The 17,215-nt window shown below is 70.8% G+C and carries 17 protein-coding genes and 3 pseudogenes; 9 read left to right on the plus strand and 11 right to left on the minus strand.

Translation table 11 applies throughout. The annotated features are described in order from the left end of the window. Nucleotides 1–148: 148 nt before the first annotated feature. Nucleotides 149–541, minus strand: coding sequence for a peptidoglycan-binding domain-containing protein (locus ACIBEC_RS42270; protein WP_360509853.1), 393 nt, complete (start codon nt 539–541; stop codon nt 149–151). An 846-nt stretch (nt 542–1,387) separates the two neighbouring features. On the opposite strand from ACIBEC_RS42270, the gene ACIBEC_RS42275 reads away from it, so the two are divergent. The 4 genes from ACIBEC_RS42275 to ACIBEC_RS42290 all read left to right on the plus strand — a co-directional run bounded on the left by ACIBEC_RS42275 (nt 1,388) and on the right by ACIBEC_RS42290 (nt 5,184). Further along, a complete protein-coding gene (locus tag ACIBEC_RS42275) occupies nt 1,388–1,579 on the plus strand; it encodes a hypothetical protein (protein ID WP_360509852.1) in 192 nt (63 codons plus the stop codon). 269 nt (nt 1,580–1,848) lie between these two features. Next, nucleotides 1,849–2,841 carry an AraC family transcriptional regulator gene (locus tag ACIBEC_RS42280; protein ID WP_360509851.1) on the plus strand — a complete coding sequence of 331 codons (993 nt, stop codon included), beginning with the start codon at nt 1,849–1,851 and terminating at the stop codon, nt 2,839–2,841. 428 nt (nt 2,842–3,269) lie between these two features. Then, complete coding sequence (locus ACIBEC_RS42285; protein WP_360509850.1) at nt 3,270–4,352, plus strand: peptidoglycan-binding protein; 1,083 nt, start codon at nt 3,270–3,272, stop codon at nt 4,350–4,352. A gap of 406 nt (nt 4,353–4,758) precedes the next feature. Further along, entirely contained in the window at nt 4,759–5,184 is a 426-nt protein-coding gene (locus ACIBEC_RS42290) for a hypothetical protein (RefSeq protein ID WP_360509849.1), read from the plus strand. Nucleotides 5,185–6,119: 935 nt separating this feature from the next. Here ACIBEC_RS42290 and ACIBEC_RS42295 read toward each other — a convergent pair. Beyond that, nucleotides 6,120–6,697, minus strand: a pseudogene (locus ACIBEC_RS42295) (TniB family NTP-binding protein); the annotation flags it as partial. Between the two features lie 214 nt (nt 6,698–6,911). Then, a complete protein-coding gene (locus ACIBEC_RS42300) occupies nt 6,912–7,490 on the minus strand; it encodes a helix-turn-helix domain-containing protein (RefSeq protein WP_360509847.1) in 579 nt (192 codons plus the stop codon). 106 nt (nt 7,491–7,596) lie between these two features. On the opposite strand from ACIBEC_RS42300, the pseudogene ACIBEC_RS42305 reads away from it, so the two are divergent. Together ACIBEC_RS42305 and ACIBEC_RS42310 are read left to right on the plus strand one after the other, a co-directional pair. Then, nucleotides 7,597–8,479 (plus strand): annotated as a pseudogene (locus ACIBEC_RS42305) (SDR family oxidoreductase). A gap of 106 nt (nt 8,480–8,585) precedes the next feature. Further along, nucleotides 8,586–9,437 carry an NAD(P)H-binding protein gene (locus ACIBEC_RS42310; protein WP_360509846.1) on the plus strand — a complete coding sequence of 284 codons (852 nt, stop codon included), beginning with the start codon at nt 8,586–8,588 and terminating at the stop codon, nt 9,435–9,437. A 566-nt stretch (nt 9,438–10,003) separates the two neighbouring features. Here the strand turns inward: ACIBEC_RS42310 and ACIBEC_RS42315 are convergent. From ACIBEC_RS42315 to ACIBEC_RS42340, 6 genes are all read right to left on the minus strand, one after another. Beyond that, nucleotides 10,004–10,162 carry a hypothetical protein gene (locus tag ACIBEC_RS42315; RefSeq protein WP_360509845.1) on the minus strand — a complete coding sequence of 53 codons (159 nt, stop codon included), beginning with the start codon at nt 10,160–10,162 and terminating at the stop codon, nt 10,004–10,006. Nucleotides 10,163–10,701: 539 nt separating this feature from the next. Further along, nucleotides 10,702–11,103: a transposase family protein gene (locus ACIBEC_RS42320; protein ID WP_396290345.1), complete on the minus strand. Its 402-nt coding sequence runs from the start codon at nt 11,101–11,103 to the stop codon at nt 10,702–10,704. Nucleotides 11,104–11,291: 188 nt separating this feature from the next. Further along, entirely contained in the window at nt 11,292–12,014 is a 723-nt protein-coding gene (locus ACIBEC_RS42325; protein ID WP_360509844.1) for an SDR family NAD(P)-dependent oxidoreductase, read from the minus strand. Between the two features lie 59 nt (nt 12,015–12,073). Then, nucleotides 12,074–12,736, minus strand: coding sequence for an NAD(P)-binding oxidoreductase (locus tag ACIBEC_RS42330; protein WP_360509843.1), 663 nt, complete (start codon nt 12,734–12,736; stop codon nt 12,074–12,076). 68 nt (nt 12,737–12,804) lie between these two features. Then, nucleotides 12,805–13,176, minus strand: a complete 372-nt coding sequence (locus ACIBEC_RS42335) for a DoxX family protein (RefSeq protein WP_360509842.1) — start codon at nt 13,174–13,176, stop codon at nt 12,805–12,807. A gap of 39 nt (nt 13,177–13,215) precedes the next feature. Next, nucleotides 13,216–13,932 (minus strand): DsbA family oxidoreductase, encoded by a 717-nt coding sequence (locus ACIBEC_RS42340; RefSeq protein WP_360509841.1) that lies wholly within the window; start codon nt 13,930–13,932, stop codon nt 13,216–13,218. A 105-nt stretch (nt 13,933–14,037) separates the two neighbouring features. Here ACIBEC_RS42340 and ACIBEC_RS42345 point away from each other — a divergent pair, with 105 nt between their 5' ends. The 3 genes and pseudogenes from ACIBEC_RS42345 (at nt 14,038) to ACIBEC_RS42355 (ending at nt 16,067) form a co-directional block, all read left to right on the plus strand. Next, the gene (locus tag ACIBEC_RS42345; protein ID WP_396290338.1) at nt 14,038–14,484 is read left to right on the plus strand and encodes a winged helix-turn-helix transcriptional regulator; all 447 of its coding nucleotides are present in this window, start codon (nt 14,038–14,040) and stop codon (nt 14,482–14,484) included. A gap of 237 nt (nt 14,485–14,721) precedes the next feature. Continuing rightward, a pseudogene (locus tag ACIBEC_RS42350) lies at nt 14,722–15,021 on the plus strand (hypothetical protein); the annotation flags it as partial. Between the two features lie 254 nt (nt 15,022–15,275). Further along, nucleotides 15,276–16,067: a maleylpyruvate isomerase family mycothiol-dependent enzyme gene (locus tag ACIBEC_RS42355; RefSeq protein ID WP_360509840.1), complete on the plus strand. Its 792-nt coding sequence runs from the start codon at nt 15,276–15,278 to the stop codon at nt 16,065–16,067. A 192-nt stretch (nt 16,068–16,259) separates the two neighbouring features. On the opposite strand, the gene ACIBEC_RS42360 is transcribed toward ACIBEC_RS42355, so the two are convergent. Further along, nucleotides 16,260–16,655, minus strand: a complete 396-nt coding sequence (locus ACIBEC_RS42360; protein ID WP_360509839.1) for a hypothetical protein — start codon at nt 16,653–16,655, stop codon at nt 16,260–16,262. Continuing rightward, a complete protein-coding gene (locus ACIBEC_RS42365) occupies nt 16,652–17,002 on the minus strand; it encodes a hypothetical protein (protein WP_360509838.1) in 351 nt (116 codons plus the stop codon). Before ACIBEC_RS42365 ends, ACIBEC_RS42360 begins: the two co-directional genes overlap by 4 nt. Between the last annotated feature and the right edge of the window lie 213 nt (nt 17,003–17,215).

The following is a 17,215-nucleotide window of genomic DNA, read 5'->3' on the forward strand; positions in this document are numbered from 1 at the left end:
GTGGCCCCCCGCCTCCCACCCCGCCCGGGGCGCCCACACGGCCCCCCCCCCCCCCCCCCTGCGTTTGTGGCCCGGCGGGGGTGGTCCGGGGGGGGGCCCACCCCGCGAGACCACCCTTGACCGGCTACTCGGTGCCGGGGAGCGGTGATCAGCCGGGGAGCTGGCCGTTACAGTTGCTCATCCAGGCGCTCATGGTGCTCTGCGTGGAGTAGTCGCCGGAGTGGTGGGCGGCCAGGTAGACGTTGTAGATGTCGGCCTTGATGTCGCCACCGGTCTGCGGGCCGACCTGGCCGTCCTGCTGGATCCTCTTCGAGCCCTGGTAGGCGACCACCGCGTTGTAGGTGTTCTGGCCGAACTGGCCGTCGACCGAGAGGCCGGCGCTGTCGAGGTAGTTCATGGCCTGCTGGACGCACACCACCGGCTGACCGGTGGAGCCCCACTGGATCGTGGAGGCGGCGTTGGCCGTGCCGACGGCGAGGCCGAGGGCTGCGGTGGCGCCGATGGTGAGGGTAGCCGCACGAAGGGCCCACTTCTTCTGCATGTCGAGTCTCCTCAATCGCTCAAGTCGCTCTGGTTGCGGGAGCGTTGTCGGGTCGCTCCCGTCGTCGTCGATCGTGAGCCCTCATGTCGGTGCGGACCAGCCCTTCCGGCGGGGTTGGCCGAAAGACCGCGAGGCGGTGCGGCCTTCCCCGGCGGCGTCGCGTCAGGCCTGGCCACGAGAGACCTACCGGCCGATCGGTCGGGGAACTTCGGCATTGGTCGACGTATTGGCCTGGTGCCATCCGGAGTCTTTACCGATCATTCGGCCGGGTCCGAGGGACGGCGGAATTCCGCCCTCCGCCCGGGCTGTGGCAGCGCCTCCGAACCGAAGGGGTGGCTGAAAATGCGCGGCTGCGCGGAATTTCGGCGCACCACCGTCGATCAGTGCGCGGCCTGTGAACGCCGTGCGGCCGGCCGCCCCGCGTGCGGTCCCCGCGCACGCTGCGGCCGCCGCCGGCCAGCACTGCCGCCCCCGCCGCCCCCGCGACCTCGACACCACCCTGCCACCGCCGACCTGCGAGGCCTGCGGTCGACCCGTCAGTGGATCAAGCGCCTGTGCAAGTCCTGCTACCAGGTGTCGGCGTAGAGGTCGAAGTACCCAGTCGGGTACACACGAAAAGAACATGCTCACTGCGGCGGTCCGCGTTGGCCGACGGAACCGGGCCCGCTGTTCTACTGCTCCGGCGGCATGGCTGGCGCGGGCAGGTCGAGGACCCGGGCGAGGGCGCCGATGACGGGAGCCCGCACCCGGGCAGGTGCCGAAGGGCCCAGTCGGCGGCCAGCGTGAGGAAGTCGACCAGGTCGCGCTCGGCACCGGCGAGCAGGCAGCGGAGTTCGGTGACGGGCCGTGGTGCGCGACGACGGCTTCGGTCTGCTCGCCGCCGACGCCCTCACCGTCCACCGCACCGCCGAGTGGATCGCCGCCCTGGGCGGCCACAACGCGGCCGACTCATTGAAAGGCTCTTGTCAGCATGTTCGGCGGGCGGAGCCGTGGTTTCTGTTGTCCCAATCGGGCCGCAGCGGTCTCAATTTTTGCTGACCGGCGTCCCATGTCGCAGGTAGCCGGCGTGGGACGGAACGGTCCACCGGGTGGGACGGAGACGGGCTGTCCGTCCTCGTGGGCGTGGGACATCGTTGGTGCCGGCGGATCGAACTCACCCGCCGGGCTCGCTGCGAGGGAGGGGACCGTCTTTGCATCGGCTCCTGGGCGTGCCCGCTCCCACCGCGACAGATCGAGCACCATCGTCCGGAGATCCGATCCGACTCAGCCAACCCCATCCCATCCGACGCACGGAGGCTAGAACGTCTGTGTCACACAACGACCCGCTCCGGAAGGGCGCTGAGGGCGATCCTGCTCTCCTGTACGAGGGTGGCGACATCGATCGACTGCATGATGTCGTCACCGAGCGGCTCGCGCCGCACCGCTTGACGGTGTTGAACGGCAGACGACCGAACGGCCGCTTCAGCTGCCTGCACGACGGGGAGGTGACGCTCTACGAACTCGAATACGGTACGGACGTCATGGTCTGTCCGGGAGAGCTGGGAGATTTCTACAACGTTCAGCTGCCCATGTCGGGCACGGGCATCGTCACCGTGGACGGCGTGGTCCTGCCGTCCACTCGGAGCATCGCCGGTCCGGGCAGCCGGGTTTCGATGACGTGGAACGGCGAGGCACGGAATCGCATCCTCATCATTCCGGGTCGGGCTGTCGCCCAGGCCTTGGAGGTGCGGAGAGCCGATTCCTCCAGCGCCGCGGTGCGCTTCAGTCCGGTGCTCGACGAGCAGGATCCGTTGGTCCGTGCGTGGATCGAACTCGTCCGGGGATTCACCGAGTTCGTCGCATCGCCGTTGAGCCGCCGCTCTCCGCTGGGAGTGCGGCACTTCGAGAAGCTGCTGATCGACGGCCTGCTGGACGCACAACGCCATTCCCAGAGCGACGCCCTGACGGACAGCGGTACGGCCGCCCTGCTGCCCGCCATACGCCGGGCCAAGACGTTCTGCGAGGAACACGTGCACGAGCCGATCTCGGCGGCGGACATCGCCCTCGCCGCGCGAACCAGCCTACGGAGCCTCAGAGAGGGCTTCCGCGTGCACCTGAACACCACGCCCCTGGCGTATCTGCGCCGGCTACGGCTCGACCACGCCCACCGCGACCTCCTCGCCATCGCCGACGGCCGCGCGGAGGGCACGGTGACCGACGTGGCCTGCCGCTGGGGCTTCACCCACCTGGGCCGCTTCAGCGCGGTGTACCGCCAGACCTATGGGCGGTCGCCGTCCGAGACGCTGCGCCGTAGCTGCTGAGCGAGCGACCGGCCGGCCGGGTGGGTATGTGAGTACGCGCTCTCACCGCTCGGCTATCCACAAACGTGAAGTCCCGGGCGGTCCGAAAGTGGATAGCCGTGTGATCAAGGTTGGGGGAGGCTCGTGCTGAATGAGGTCGGATGCAGTTCACCGGCCGTCTGTGCCAGCGCTTCCGAGTCTGGGCCGAGCGTTCGGACCATCCCTGGAAAGGACATGATTCTTCGAGTTGAGCGTGCCCAGTCGGCTTTCGGGTCCGCCGCCACTGGCGGGAGGTCGCCCGGACACCCGCAACCGGGCTTACATGCCCCAGCTTGTCGATGCTGACCGCCGTTCGGATCTTCTGGAGCTGTCCGTCGAGCAAGTCGAGCGCCAGGGGGTGAAGCCCCCTGTCCTTTCTGGCGAATCATCATGAATCTGGAGAGCCTTCTGTGAGTACCCTCCTGCCCGCCCGGCGCCGGTTGTCGCTAGGCCTGGCCCTGGCGGCCCTACTGACGGGCGTCGGCGCGTACACCGCCTCGGCCGCGTCCGCCACGACGGCACCGGCCCCGATACCCCTGACCTCCTCGGCCTGCCCGGCCGACCTGCAGCAGGGTGAGGCCGACGGCTGCGTCACCCAGCTCCAGTTGGAGCTCAACCTGACCGGCGCCCAGCTCACCGTGGACGGGCAGTTCGGATCGGCCACCGACACGGCCGTGCGCAACTTCCAGGCCGCCCACTCGCTGACCACGGACGGCATCGTCGGCCCGGCCACCAAGTCGGCGCTCGACGCGGCGGCGGGCTCCGCGTCCGGCACCGTGGACCTGCGCACCCAGTGCGGCGACCTGCAGACCGGTGCCAGCGGCGCGTGCGTCTCGACCTTGCAGACGATGCTCAACACCTTCAACGCGGGCCGCCTCACCGCCGACGGGCAGTTCGGCCCCGCCACCGACACCGCCGTGCGCAACTTCCAGGCCGCCCACGCCCTGACCATCGACGGCATCGCCGGCACGGCCGTCAAGAACGCCCTCTACACCGCCACCCCCACCCCGCTGCCCAGCGGCGCCGTGGACCCCACCAAGGTCCTGAACGCGGCGAAGTCCTATCTGGGCGTCCCGTACGTGTGGGGCGGCGGCCACTCGCTCCGCGGCGAGGGCCCCGGCCCCTCGCTGGGCACCTGCGACGAATACACCGGCCCCCAGCCCTGCAAGGCCAACACGACCGCCGGACTGGACTGTTCCGGCTTGGTCCGGGCGGCCTTCTGGTTCGGTGCCGGCATCGACCTCGCCAATGGCGGCGATACCACCAAGCAGACCCTGGACAGCCACCTCACCCCCATCACCGAGTCCCAGCGCCGCCCCGGCGACGTCGAGTACTTCGGCACGGACCCGCACAACACCGTGCACGTCGTCCTCTACGCCGGCACCGACCCCACCACCGGCACCGACATGATGTACGAAGCGGAGAAGACCGGCACCAACGTCCACTACGTCACCCTGCGCACCGGCGGCTACTGGTACCACGTCTCGGCCTGACCGCCCGGGTCTTGCGCGCCGCCGCCTGGCCAGTCGGCCGCCCCTCCGGCTGGAGGTGTGACCTGTTGGCCAATGAGGCGGCACGTTGGGGTGTTTCGGGGGTTTTGCAGGGTTTGGTTGGACCAATGTCAGGCCGGTCCAAGTGGTAGCTGCGGCCTGTTCTGCTCGTCGCCGTCCAGGCCGTCGGCGCGAGGCCGCCTGGCTGCTTGTCGGAGTCCCGCCTGGCCCGGTCCTGCTCGGTGCCGCCGTCCTCGCCGGGCCGGGAGGGGGTGCCTCGCGCGACAAGCCTCATGGCCGGCATCGCTCCGTCCGCAGCAGGAGGGGTGGGACTCCAAAGGGTGGGGGGCGATGCTACTTTGAACGCGTTCAATGAACTTGAACGCGTTCAAAGCATCCTTGGGGGTGGATGATGACCGGGTCGGTGTCGTCGCGTTACGCCGAGCCCCGGCCATGGGGGCTCGCCGCGTGGGCCGGTGCCTCGTGGCTGATCTACGCGGTCGCGTACGTGACGGGTGAGGCAGGCGCTGACGGAGAAACCCTGGTCAGGTGGTGCCTGGCCGGCTTCAGTACCTTGATCCCCCTGGCGGTGCCGGGGCGTTGGGGTTTTCGTGTGGCATGCCTTGTCGTCGGCTGGCTACAGTTCGGGATCGAGATCACGCTCTCCCTCGCGTTCCTGCTGACCCCGCTGCCGATCCTCGTGGCTGTCTTCCCCTCCGGTGTCGTGCTGCTGCTTGCAGGTCGGAGGAACGGCGGCCCGATCGGCAAGGTGATCGGTGTCCTGCTGAGTCTGGTCCCCCTCGTGCTCTACCTGTCCGTCTGGGGAGGCAGGTAGCGGTTATCGGTGGGCTGCCGGGCAGTCAGCCGCGTCGGCCGCCAGGGCGGTCCCGCTGCGCCCGGCTCGCCTGTCCTGCTCGCTGGGCTCGTGCCCCGTCTCGGCGGCTCTCCGGGCCTGTTCCGGAAATCTGGAACGCGGGTCGTCGTCGGCGGCGTCCGGCTGGGAAGGCTGCCCTGGGGGCTCTCTGAGACGGGTGCTCCATCTGAGCACCCGCCCGGGGCTGTCAGGCCCCACCCGACAATGCCCGCGCCGCTCTTTTCCGGTGGCGCCGTAGGCGACACCCCCTTCGACGGGTCGTCAGGCCCCCGCCATCGCCGAAGGCCCGCGCTGTTTACCGGTGCCTGCCCTGGTTGTTTTTGTCGTGTCGGGGCCTCGGAATTCGGGATGGTCCCGGGACCTGTCATTGTTGGCCGGTAGGAGCGGGTAGCGGGTCGGTGGTTGTTGTGGCATTAGGGGGCGGGATTCAGGGCGTTTGCCGGTGGTTTTATGACCGGGGTGCCGGGGGCGGCCGGTGGTGTATTTCTGGCCTCTTGTCCGTTGTGTCTGCGTGGTGACGTCCGGGGCGGGTGTCGGTGACACTCCCGTGCGTTTCAGGGGGCCCGCGCTGCGCCCCTGAGGTTTCAGGGGGGTGTAGTTGGGGTGTGGGGTGGGGTGTGGACTGGGGTGTTGTTGGTGGGGTGAGAACGGGCGGGTAGAGGTCGGCGGTGTTGGGTGTTGGTTGTGGGCTGGGGGTGTCGTGGGTTGTGTGAGTGTGGTGGTCGGTGTTGAGGGTTTCGCTGTGTGCTAATGGCTGTTTTGTGTTTTGGCTGGTCAGGGCTGTTTTGCCTGGTCAGGGTGAGTGCTTTCGGGGCTGCCGCGGGTGCCGCCGGGGGCTGGTTCTCATTGATCTCGGGGTTTTCTTGGCTTATGTCGGGTGCGAGCGGGCGGGTCCTGGCCGTCCGGGGTGGTGTTCTCACTGGTCTTGAGGGGTTCTCAGCCGATTGGTGGTCCAGCTGCACTGTGTCGAGGGTGGTTTTGGTGATGCGTTCGGTGCCGTCGAGGATCGCGGTCAGGGCGGCTTCGCGGATGAGGCGGGCGAGGCTTCCGATGTGTCCGGCGGTGCGTTGGTGGAGGTAGGGGGTTTGGCGGGGAAGGGTGCCGGGGCGTTGGCGCTGGAGGTCGAGGGCTGCTTCGAGGTCGGTGACCGGGCGGCGGGCGGCGAGGCGGGCGGGTAGGGCGCCGGTTTCGATGAGGCTGGCGCGGGCGGCGAGTTGCGCGCCGCGGACTCCGGTGAACAACGCTGTGGTGGTGACGTCGATCCCGGCGTAGACGAACGTCGCGCCGATGCGTTCGGTGAGGTCTCTTTGAGCAGGTCGGCGGCTTCGGCGCCGGTGGTGGTGCGGGAGTTGAGGCGGTGGATCTCGTCGATGAGGACCAGTCGCACGCCGACGGTGTTGTAGGTGTGGCCCACGGCCTGCATCAGCTGCGCCTGGGTGGTGCGGGCGGTGACCGGGATGCCGAGGTGGTCGGCGCCGAGACCGACCCCCAGCGCCGGGACGCGGACTGCCTCACCGCCCTGCGCACCCTGTGCCGCTGAACCCGGTCCGGGTGAGCCGACTGCCGCTCCCGCCCTGCCGTCCTCGCTCCGTCGGAGTCAAGGGATCGGTGGGGGAGGGCGGCGAGCCCGAAGAGCCCGGGGGTCCGCTTCCCGCCCGCCGCACCGGTGCCGGACGCTGCCCGTTCGGTCAGCCCAGCGACGCGCTCGCCGCACGCAGTTCGTTCAGGGCCGCCAAGGCGCACTCGGCGAGCCCGTCCCCGGGGCCACGGTCCTCCTCGGCCCACTCGGCGTACCCCCGCTTGAAAGCGAGGACGCCCAGCTCGCCCGCGAGAGCCGCCGTCGGACCGGGCACGCCGCGGGCGAGCAGAGCGGTCGTCATCGCGGCCGCGAGACTCACGGTCTTGAGGGCGTCGCGCTCCTGAAGCTCGGTGCTGGCGGCGACGGCCGCCTTCAGGCGGGGGGCGAGCTCGCGACTCCCGGGGCCCATGGCGGTCGAGGCGCGCTGGAGACCGGCGGCGACCGCCTCGAGCGGACTGGCGTCGCAGGGCGCGTCGGCGATCCCCTCGGCCAGCAGCCGGCTCAGCGTCTCCTGTCCGGCGACCAGCAGCTCGCGCTTGTCGGGGAAGTGCCGGAAGAAGGTGCTCTTGGTGACCCCGGCACGCTCGGCGATCTGCGCGACCGTCGTGGCGTCGTACCCCTGCTCCGTGAACAGGTCGACCGCGGCCACGACGAGGCGTTCACGCGCACCTGGTTCCCATCGACCCATGGGCTCAGCATATGCGACGGGACTCTTGTCCCGTTGTGATGGGACTCTTGTCCCGTCACCCTGTTACATTGATGGGACAAGAGTCCCATCACTTGTGGAGGGTTCCATGCGCGTCTTCGTCACCGGCGGCACCGGTCTGATCGGATCCGCCGTTGTCGCCGAACTCCTCGGCCACGGCCACACCGTCCTCGCGCTCGCCCGCTTCGAGGCCTCCGCACGGGCCGCCGAGGCGGCCGGCGCCGAGCCGCTGCGGGGAGGCCTCGCCGACCTGGACGTCCTGCGCTCCGGCGCCGCCGGGGCCGACGGGGTGGTCCACCTGGCCTTCGGCAACGACTTCAGCAGCCCCGAGGCCCTCGCCCGCAACGTCGCCGAGGAGACCGCCGCCCTCACCACCCTCGGTGAGGAGCTCGTCGGCAGCGACCGCCCCCTGGTCACCGTCTCGGGCACGCCCCGGGTGCCGGGGCCGTGCCTCCACCGAGGCCGACCCGGTGCCGATCGACGGGCCGGTCGGCGGCCGCGGCCGCACGGTCACGGCGATCCTGGGCCTGGCCTCCCGCGGGGTCCGGAGCACGTCCGTCCGCCTGCCGCGCACGGTCCACCACGAGGGCGCGGGCGGATTCGCCGGTCTGCTGACCGACATCGCACGCCGGAGCGGGATCTCCGGCTACCCCGGTGACGGTACCCAGCGCTGGCCCGCCGTCCACGCGCTCGACGCGGCGGTCCTCTTCCGGCTCGCCCTGGAGCGGGCGCAGGCCGGTACTGCCTGGCACGCCGTGGCCGACGAGGGGGACGCGGTGCGGGACATCGCGGCCGTCATCGGTCGGCGGCTGGGCCTGCCGGTCGGGCCGGTGCCGGAGGAGACCTACGGCCCGCTCGGCCCGATCTTCAGGGTCGACCAGCCCTCGTCCAGCACCCGCACCCGGCAGGCGCTCGGCTGGGAGCCGAGGCACCCGGGCCTCCTGGCGGACCTGGAGAACATCCGGCCCTGACGCGCTCCGGCTCCCGGCTCGTTCCCCACCCGTTCCCCGCCCCATCGCCGACAACCAGGCACGTCGATGGGGCACTTCACGTCCACGACAAGCAGGAGGTTCCATCATGCCGACAGTGGTCTTCGGCGCCCGAGGCAACGTCGGTCGTCATGTGGCCGGCGGCCTGCTGGCCGCCGGTGAGCAGGTCAGAGCGGTCAGCAGGGTCCCAGTCGCGGGCCCGACGCCCGGGTACGACTCGGTCGTCGCTGACCTGGGGCGTCCTGAGACGCTGCCTGCAGCGTTCGACGGTGCCGACAGGGTGTTCCTGTACGGAATGCTCGACCCCCAGCAGCCCTACGACATCGACACGGTCGCTGCGGCGGCCGCGGCAGCGGGGATCCGGCAGGTGGTCCTGCTCTCGTCGGTGGCGGTCGTCCTGGACCCTGACGCCGACCACCCGGTCGCCCGGCTGAACCGCACGATCGAGCAGGCCGTCCAACGCTCCGGCCTGGACTGGACGTTCCTCAGGCCGGGGACGTTCGCGACCAACACCCGCACCTGGTGGGCCGAATCGATCCGCACCGACAACGTCGTCCGCCTTCCCCGTCCGTTCGCCCAGTCGGCACCGGTGCACGAGAAGGACATCGCGGCGCTGGCGGTGACCGCCCTGACTGAACCGGGCCACTCGCACCAGGCCTACATCGTCCACGGGGCCGAGTCCCTGACCCTGCAACGCCAGGTCGAGCACATCGGCGAGGCCATCGGCCGTCACATCCGGGTCGAGCACACCTCCGACGAGCAGGCCCGTGCGGACATCGCCAGAACGATGCACCCGGTCGTGGCCGACGCGATCGTGGGCCAGTGGGCCGCCGCCGACGGCGTCGCGGCGGTGACCTCCGCCATCGCCGAAAAGATCACCGGCGTTCCGGCCCACACCTACGCCCAGTGGGCCGCCGACCACGCCGACGACTTCCGCTGACTCCGCCGCGCCGGGCCGGCCGTACCGACACCCGGACGACACCACCGATGGGTGGGGAGATCACGTGAGCAGGTTTGGCCACCCGCGGAGCGTAGGCAGGGGTATTCGGAGATTGCCACCACCACACCATCACCGAGCGGTCAGGCCGCCCTACCCCGCTCTCCTGTGGTCGGTGCGGCCACCGAAGAAGAATCCCCGCCGACCGAGCTGGCCGGGAAACGCCGGAAGGCCGCCACCCGCAGGTGACAGCCTCCAACGCCTTCTCGGGGCCCGACGAGGGCGGCCTCTTGGCCTCAGCGGGGCAAGGGGCTCAGCGGGCGCTGCCGAGGTTCCGGTCGGCGTCGGTGCCTTCGAGCATGAGGGTGGTCTCCTCGATGCGGCGGTGCGGTTCATGGGGATTCCGATGTACGTGTCCCGTCGAGTTCTTCACGTCTCCACATTAGCGTGCTTGGCGCACGCTTTTCCTGCTACAGTCAGAAGCGTGCTCAAGGCACGTATCTCTGATCGATCCCGGGCGGGGTCACTCCCGCGCCCAACCGAAGGCACCGTCGAAAATGAGGAGAAGCTCAATGCGCCATCGTCTTCCCGCCATCGCCCTGACCGCCGCCCTGACCGGTGGTGTCCTGCTCGCGGCCGCCCCCGCTCAGGCCGCCCCCGTCCAGCCGGGCGCGGCCTCGGCCGTGGCCGCCACCGACCACCGCGCGGACGTCGTGAGGATGCTCCACCAGCGCGACGAGCTGCTCGACAGGCCATGCGGCTGGACCAGCTCGGCGATCACAAGGGCGCCAACGACAAGCGCTACCTGGCCGCGTTGCTGCAGCGCATGATCGACACCATCCTCGCCTCGGAGCAGCACGGCTGATCCGGCGGGAACCCCGGACCACGCCGCCGACCGGTGCCGGGGCGGATACCGCGCCGAGTTGCTGGTGCTGGACGTGCGCGCGGCCGACAGCCGCCAGGACATCGCCTTGCGCCCAGCCCAGGTCAGCCGGAACGAGCTGAACACCGCGTCGGAAACGATGTAGGCAGCGGGTGGGTCTCGTACGAGGGCGGGTCGGGCACCATGGTGTCCGACCCGCCCGGGACGCGGCCCGAGCCGGCCTCGGCGCAATGGGCGGAGCCGGGGCGGCGACGCCCTCACACGCTGCGGTTCTTCGACGATAGAGCTTCGCGTGCAGCACCCGCACCTCCCACCACGGATCGCCCGGCGGGCTGACCTTCTCCGACTCGGCGCGCTGGGCGTGCTGAAGGCCGCGACCGCTGATCAGCTCCAGCGGCTGCTGCGCCCCGGCGCGGCGAGCCAGGCGCCGATCGCCGCGTCGAGGGCGTCGCCGTCCACGCGCTGCAGGATTCGGCGCACGGTGGCTTCGGTCGGGGCGGTGGGCCCGGTGGGTTCGCGGCTGGGGCCGCCGAGGGTGGTGAGCACGGCGGCTGGGGCGTCGGCTGCCCATTCCGCGATTGCGGTCAGGGATTTCGCGCCGGCCAGTACCGCGCACGCGGCGAGTGCGAGGACGAAGGCGAGGGGGGTGGCGGCGCCCCTTGGCCCTACGTGGATCGGGCACGGTCGCGAGGCGGTCCAGCAGCTGCGGGTGTTCCCCGGGCTCGGCAGGGCGGCCGGTGGCGAGCCGGCCCAGGCCGGCGGGGACGGGTGATGATGATCGGGCAGTCACGGTCTTCCGTCGTGGTGATGACAGCGGCCAAGATCCTTTCCCCGCGTACGGCCGCGGGTTCCCCGCTGGCGGGCGGTCCCTGCGGACGGTCAGTTGGACTCCCCGCCGGAGAACGAGCCTGTACGCAGGGTGATCGTCGCTGAGGGATGATCCGAACCGTGGTGGCGAGGGGCCCGGGCTGGGGTTACCCGGCGGTGGGTTCGGGGTGGATCTGCTCGATGCGGTCGCGCTTGGTGTACAGGTCCCAGTAGTGCCCGGCGAGGTCGTCGGGGTCGACGAGCAGGCCGACGCCTTCCGGCAGTGACGTGGCGGCGATCTCTCCCATCTCGCTGCGGGCGATGAAGGCCGCGATGGACAGGGTGCCGGCGTAGGCGCCGATGTCGGCGAGTTCGCCGTTGAGGGAGTGCAGCCAGTTGCGGGCGGCGGACATCAGCGGGCCCACGCCGCTCATGTAGGGCCGCGGCTCCACGGCGGTGTGGCCGGTGGTCATCAGGAACGCGCCGTCGCCGCGTTCTGCCCACTCGGGCAGCACTGCGCGGACCACCTCGACCGGGGTGAGCAGAAGCAGCGGGATGTCCTTGGTCAGGGTGGCGGCGTCCAGCTTGGTGGCGGGGGCGAAGCTCTGTTCCCCGCTGATCGGCCCGTACTCGATGACGTCGATGCGGCCGAAGCGGTCGCGGATGACGTCGATGAGTGCGGGTACCTCGGCGGGCTTGGAGAGGTCGGCGGTGAATCCGGCCGCGTCGATGCCCTCGCCGGCGAGCTGTTCGACCAGGGCATCGAGGCGGTCCTTGCGGCGGGCGACGAGGGCCACACGGAAGCCTTCGCGGGCGAAGCGGCGGGCGACGGCGGCGCCGAGGCCGGTGCCGGCTCCGAAGACGGCGATGACCTTGGACGAGTCGGGCATGGGGATGTCTCCTCGGGCTTTCGGGGTGTTCTGGCTGTTCAACAGGGGTTCGGGGTGGGTCAGCCGCTGGCGTTCCACACCAGCGGGGCGCTGCGGATCCAGGTCTCCTCGTCGACGGCGTCGAGGAGGAAGCGGGCGAGGTCGGCCCGGTTGATCCAGCGCCCGGGGGTGGTGGGGCCGGGGTCGGCGGCGTGCAGGGGGCCGGTGGCGGGCTTGTCGGTGAGTGCGACGGCGCGGGCGAGGGTCCAGTCGGTGTCGGAGGCGCGGACGACCTGGTCGACGCCGGTGTGGTCGGTGAAGCCGGCTTTGATGTTCGACAGGTTGATGAACGCCTTCACCAGGGGGTTGAGGCGGGCCCAGTCGTCGCCGGCGCCCTGGGAGGAGGTCAGGGCGATGCGGCGGATGCCCTGTTCGGCCATGACGGTCAGGGTGTTGCGGGCGGCGTCGGTCATGAACATCGGCGGGCTGACCGGCTTGGCCCAGGGGTTGTCGGAGGCGCGGGCGTTGTTCAGGACGCTGATCACCGCCCGGGTGCCGTGGGCGGCCTTGCGGATGTCGTCGATGTTCGCGGGCGTGCCCTGGATCAGCTCGACGCCGGCCGGGGCGTGGACGGCGGAGGGGTCGCGGACGAGGGCGCGGACGCGGTGGCCGCGTTCGGCGGCCTGCGCCAGGACGTGGGTGCCGGTGCGGCCGCTGCCGCCGAGGACGAGCAGGTCGGTCATGGTTAGTCATCGCCTTTCGTGGGCGAGGGCCGGGCCGCGGGCGCCGGCCGGGGATGGATTCGGAAGGATCAGAAGGAGTACGGGCCGAAGCGGCCCCAGGCCACCACGACGGCCAGAGCCAGCAGCACGGCGTTGATACCGATCGCGCTGTACTCCCGGCGGCGGAGGTGGAAGGCGCCGGCCAGCGCCATCACCACCGCGAGGCCGACGGCGGCGAGCGGGGTGAGGACCACCGCGATGCCGGTGGCGGCGGGCAGGACCAGGCCGAACGCGGCGGCCAGCTCGACCGCGCCGATCAGCCGCACCGTGCCCGGGGCGAGGTCCTTGACGTAGGGAAGAGTGCCGGCGAGCTTGTCGATCGGCTGGGTCGTCTTCATGACGCCGGCTATCGCGAACACCGCGGCCAGCAGTCCCTGCAGGACCCACAGCAGGACGTTCATCGGACTCCTCGTTTCGAGATCATGGGGGCTGTGAGGGATTCAGCCGTGTGCGGGGACGGCGCAGCCGTCCGGGCCGCAGACCGGGGCGTCACCGCCCTCGGCGACGGGGGTGAGGGGGTGGGGGTCGTTCCAGGCGGTGCGGAGCAGGTCGAGCAGGGTGTCGCTGTCCTGGGCACCGGGGACGCCGTAGCGGCCGTCGATGACGATGAACGGGGCACCCGTCGCGCCGAGGCGCTGAGCGCGGGCCGCGTCGTCGCGGACCTGCTCGCGGTAGCGGCGCTGGGCGAGGGCCTGTCGGGTCTGCTCGCGGTCCAGGCCCACGGTGTCGGCGAGGGCGAGCAGGTCGTCCAGGGAGAAGACGGGCTCGGCCTTGCCGAAGTAGGTGTCGAAGATCGCGTCCCACGCTTCGCGGTTCTTGCCCCGGGCGGAGGCGTGCGCGAGGAACTCGTGGGCCAGGTCGGTGTTGCCGACCTGGTTGTCCAGCACCCGGTAGGGGCTCAGACCCTCGGCCGCGGCCAGTGCCTCGATCCGCCGGATCGACGCCTCGGCCTGACCGCCGCCCACGCCGTGCCGTCGCAGCAGAGCCTCGCGGACGGAGAAGGTGCGGCCCTCGGGGAAGCTGCTGCTGAGCGGGAACGAGTGGTGGACCACCTCCACCTCGCCCGCGTGCTCGAACCGCTTCACAGCCCGCTGCAGACGGTGATGGCCCAGCCCGCACCAGGGGCACGTCACCTCGGACCAGATGTCCACCTTCACCGCGCACCTCCAATTCTTACGACTTGTTCGTAACGCCATGGTGGACCAGTATGGAAGGCGGTACAAAAGGCACATCGGTGTGCGTGCCGGAGAGGAATGTGCGTCATGGAACAGACCCGCGAAGCGAAGGCGGCCGGTGGGGCGGAGGTGGTGGGGGCGGCGGCGATCGGGCCGTGCGCGGCGATCCCGGCCGAGCACATGACCTTCATCCGCGAGGTCCTGGACCGCGTCGGCGACAAGTGGAGCCTGCTGCTGATCGCCGTCCTGGAGCCGGGCCCGCTGCGCTACACCGACCTGCAGCGCCAAATCCCCGGGATCTCCCAGCGCATGCTCACCCTCACCCTGCGCCAACTCCAGCAGGACGGCCTGATCTCCCGCACCGCCTACGCCGAAGTGCCCCCGCGCGTCGAGTACACCCTGACCCCGCTCGGCCGTGGCCTCCACGAGATCGCCACGTCCCTGGTCGGCTGGGCCGCCGCCCACCACGACGAGATCCGTGCGCACCGCGCCCGCACGACCTCAGCGCAGCCGAGTACGACTGCACGCGCCTGAGCTGCCAGAGACCGTCACTGACGGTAGCGAAACACGCGGCCACCCGCCTCCCCGTCGCTGGCCGCGGGTGGAGGATTCCCACTGGCCACCGACATGGTGGTCAGAGACTCGACACCTCATGATCACTCGGAGGCCGTGCCTGCCTCCATTCCAGCCCGGTCCGCGAACTCCACAGCCACGTCGGCTGCCTGAATCGGCATCAAGACGGACACATCGCCTGAACGACGCCGCCCCGCCCCGGTCGTCCCCACCCCGGGAGAGGGCTTCCCGGCCACCCAGTTCGACAAAGAAGATGTAGAGATCGACGGCCTCGGTCTCCTGAAGCTCGACGTCCTCGGGGTACGCATGCAGTCCTCCATGGCCTACGCGGTGCAGGAGATCGAGCGCACCACCGGCCGCCGGATCGACCTGGACGACCGCGACCAGGTCCCGCTGACGGACCCGAAGGCCTTCGAACTCCTCCGCGAAGGCAAGAGCCTGGGCGTCTTCCAGCTGGAGAGCCCCGGACAGCGCGACCTCCTCGGCCGCCTCCAGCCGCTGTTCTCCACCGTTTCGCTGTCTCACGAGACATCGCCAGCGCCGCTTCGGGGACTTCACCGCCACGAAACGGCCCGGTGTCGAAGATCCCTTGGAGTGAGGTCGGGTGGGGAACTCCCGTGGTTTCGAAGGAGGTTCGGTGTCGGCGGCGGTTCGGGCGGATGGTTCGGACGGCGGCGTCGGCAGGCGGCGGAGGCAGGTGGCGGCCGGGAAATTCGCTTTCGGCCGCCGGAGTGCGGTGATAGACAGCCGTAGTGCAGAAGAATCTTGAACTCCCTGACCTGCTGCGACTGATCGACGAGCGGGCGACGGCCTTCCGGGCCGCGATCGCCGCCGCGCCCAGCCTGGACGTGCAGGTGCCGACCTGTCCCGAGTGGACGCTGTTCGACCTGGCGCGGCACCTGGGCTCGGGCCGCCCGTTCTGGGCCGCCGTCGTCGAGGCCGGTCCGGCCGACGCCCCGCCGGCCGAGGCCGTGGCGGCGCGCGCCGAGGCGCAGGCGCCCCGGGAGCGCGAGGCGTTGGTGGCCTGGCTGGCCGCGTCGACGCAGGAGCTGCTGGACACCCTGCGGGAGGTCGGCCCGGACGCCGAGTGCTGGACGTGGTGGGGCGCCTCGCAGTCGCCGCGGACCAGCGGTGCCGTCGCCCGGCACCAGCTCCAGGAGATCGCGATGCACACCTATGACGCCCAGCTCACCGTGGGCGCCGCGCAGCCGCTGCCGGCGGAGGTGGCGCTGGACGGCGTCGAGGACTTCCTGTTCACCTGCTGCGCGTGGTCGGGCGCCTGGCCGCACGAGCCGGCCGTCGTCGACTACCACGCCATCGAGGGCCGCTCCTGGCGCTTCACGGTCGAGGCGGACGGCGCCCGCGCGGTCCGCCTCCCGGCTGCCGGCGAGGGCGAGGCCCAGGCCCCGGCCGACGCCTCCGCCCGGGGCACGGCCGGTGAGCTGGTCCTGTGGTTCTACGGACGCACCCCGCTGGACTCGGTGAAGATCGACGGCGACCGGGTCATCTTCGAGCGGCTCTTCGCCTGGGACCCGAACGCGTAAGGCGTGGTCGACGACGCGGCGCCCGGTCGCGTCGTCGGCTCATCCGACCGTGCCCTGGGCGGAGCGTCGGCGTGGCGTTACCGTCCCTCACCCGTCCGCGCCCACGATCTTGGAGGAACTCGCGGCGGCGAACCCGGTTTGGGAAGGATGGGATCCCTCTGCCCGTCAAAAGTGAGGCGGGAAGCCACGAGGTCACCGAGGTGTCAACGAGACCACGGTGGCTGACCGTTTGACCGATTGCTCCCGCAGGGCCGCGTTCTCGGCGAGGAGCGTCATGATGACGGTCGTGGCGGCGTCGACCTGATCCTGGAGACTGCGGCACTGCTGATGGCTTTTGCGGATCTTGCCGCGGAGCTCGGTGAGCTCGGCGTCGCGCTGCTGGGCGTGGAGGCCGGCGGGGCTGGTGGTGGTGCGGTTGTCCCACTCGGCGAGGAGGCCGGCGGCCCGGTTCATGGTGGCGCGGCTGACCCGGGCTTCGCGGCAGAGGTTGTTCTTGGTCAGTTTCCCGTCGGTGTGCAGGGGGAAGCCAGCGAGCAGGCGTTCCATCGCCTCACGCAGAGCCTGTTCGGTCTTGGGGGAGACGGTCACTTCTCCGTCCTCCTGATCATGAGGTCGACCTCGTGGAGCTGGGCGTCCAGCGCCGCCCGGCGGTTCTTGGGCAGGGCGGGATCGGCCCGCAGAAGGGTCAGGGAGGTGCGTTCGGCTTTCCAGATCGGCAGGTGCTCGGGGCCCAGGATGCTGGGTGCGGCCGGCGGCCACCCGGCGGCCCGCCTGCCCGTCTCGCCCGCCAGCGCGAGCACCTCGTTCACCGCCTGCTCCCGCTCCCGTCCCCCTTCCCGTTCCTGCTGCGCCGGCTTCGGGCCATCGGGGCCCTCGTCCTGAAGGGCACCGGGGCCCGCGTCGTGGACGGGCAGGGGAATCGTCTTCGTCGTCATGACGCGGGAACCCGGTTGCCGCCGGTCGGGTTACGGGTCGCGGCGCCCTCCCTGCCGTCACACCCAAGGTGGTCAGGCCGTGGGTGCGCCCCGGGGGGGACCCGCCCCGTCCGGGCCTGGGCGTGCGGACCGGGTAAAAATCCCAGGCCCGGGTCCCCTGGCTTACGGGAATGGACGGAGCGGGAAGGAGGGGAGGCGTAGTTTTCGTCAAGG

This window comes from Kitasatospora sp. NPDC051164 (assembly GCF_044455625.1).
Taxonomy (GTDB): Bacteria; Actinomycetota; Actinomycetes; order Streptomycetales; family Streptomycetaceae; genus Kitasatospora.

Coding starts and splice junctions, on each gene's coding strand:
- ACIBEC_RS42330 (WP_360509843.1), bottom strand. CDS start 12,736: ATGACCGACCTGCTCGTCCTCGGCGGCAGCGGCCGCACCGGCACCCAC.
- ACIBEC_RS42300 (WP_360509847.1), bottom strand. CDS start 7,490: ATGGGTCGATGGGAACCAGGTGCGCGTGAACGCCTCGTCGTGGCCGCG.
- ACIBEC_RS42270 (WP_360509853.1), bottom strand. CDS start 541: ATGCAGAAGAAGTGGGCCCTTCGTGCGGCTACCCTCACCATCGGCGCC.
- ACIBEC_RS42365 (WP_360509838.1), bottom strand. CDS start 17,002: ATGACGACGAAGACGATTCCCCTGCCCGTCCACGACGCGGGCCCCGGT.
- ACIBEC_RS42325 (WP_360509844.1), bottom strand. CDS start 12,014: ATGCCCGACTCGTCCAAGGTCATCGCCGTCTTCGGAGCCGGCACCGGC.
- ACIBEC_RS42335 (WP_360509842.1), bottom strand. CDS start 13,176: ATGAACGTCCTGCTGTGGGTCCTGCAGGGACTGCTGGCCGCGGTGTTC.
- ACIBEC_RS42345 (WP_396290338.1), top strand. CDS start 14,038: ATGGAACAGACCCGCGAAGCGAAGGCGGCCGGTGGGGCGGAGGTGGTG.
- ACIBEC_RS42310 (WP_360509846.1), top strand. CDS start 8,586: ATGCCGACAGTGGTCTTCGGCGCCCGAGGCAACGTCGGTCGTCATGTG.
- ACIBEC_RS42290 (WP_360509849.1), top strand. CDS start 4,759: ATGATGACCGGGTCGGTGTCGTCGCGTTACGCCGAGCCCCGGCCATGG.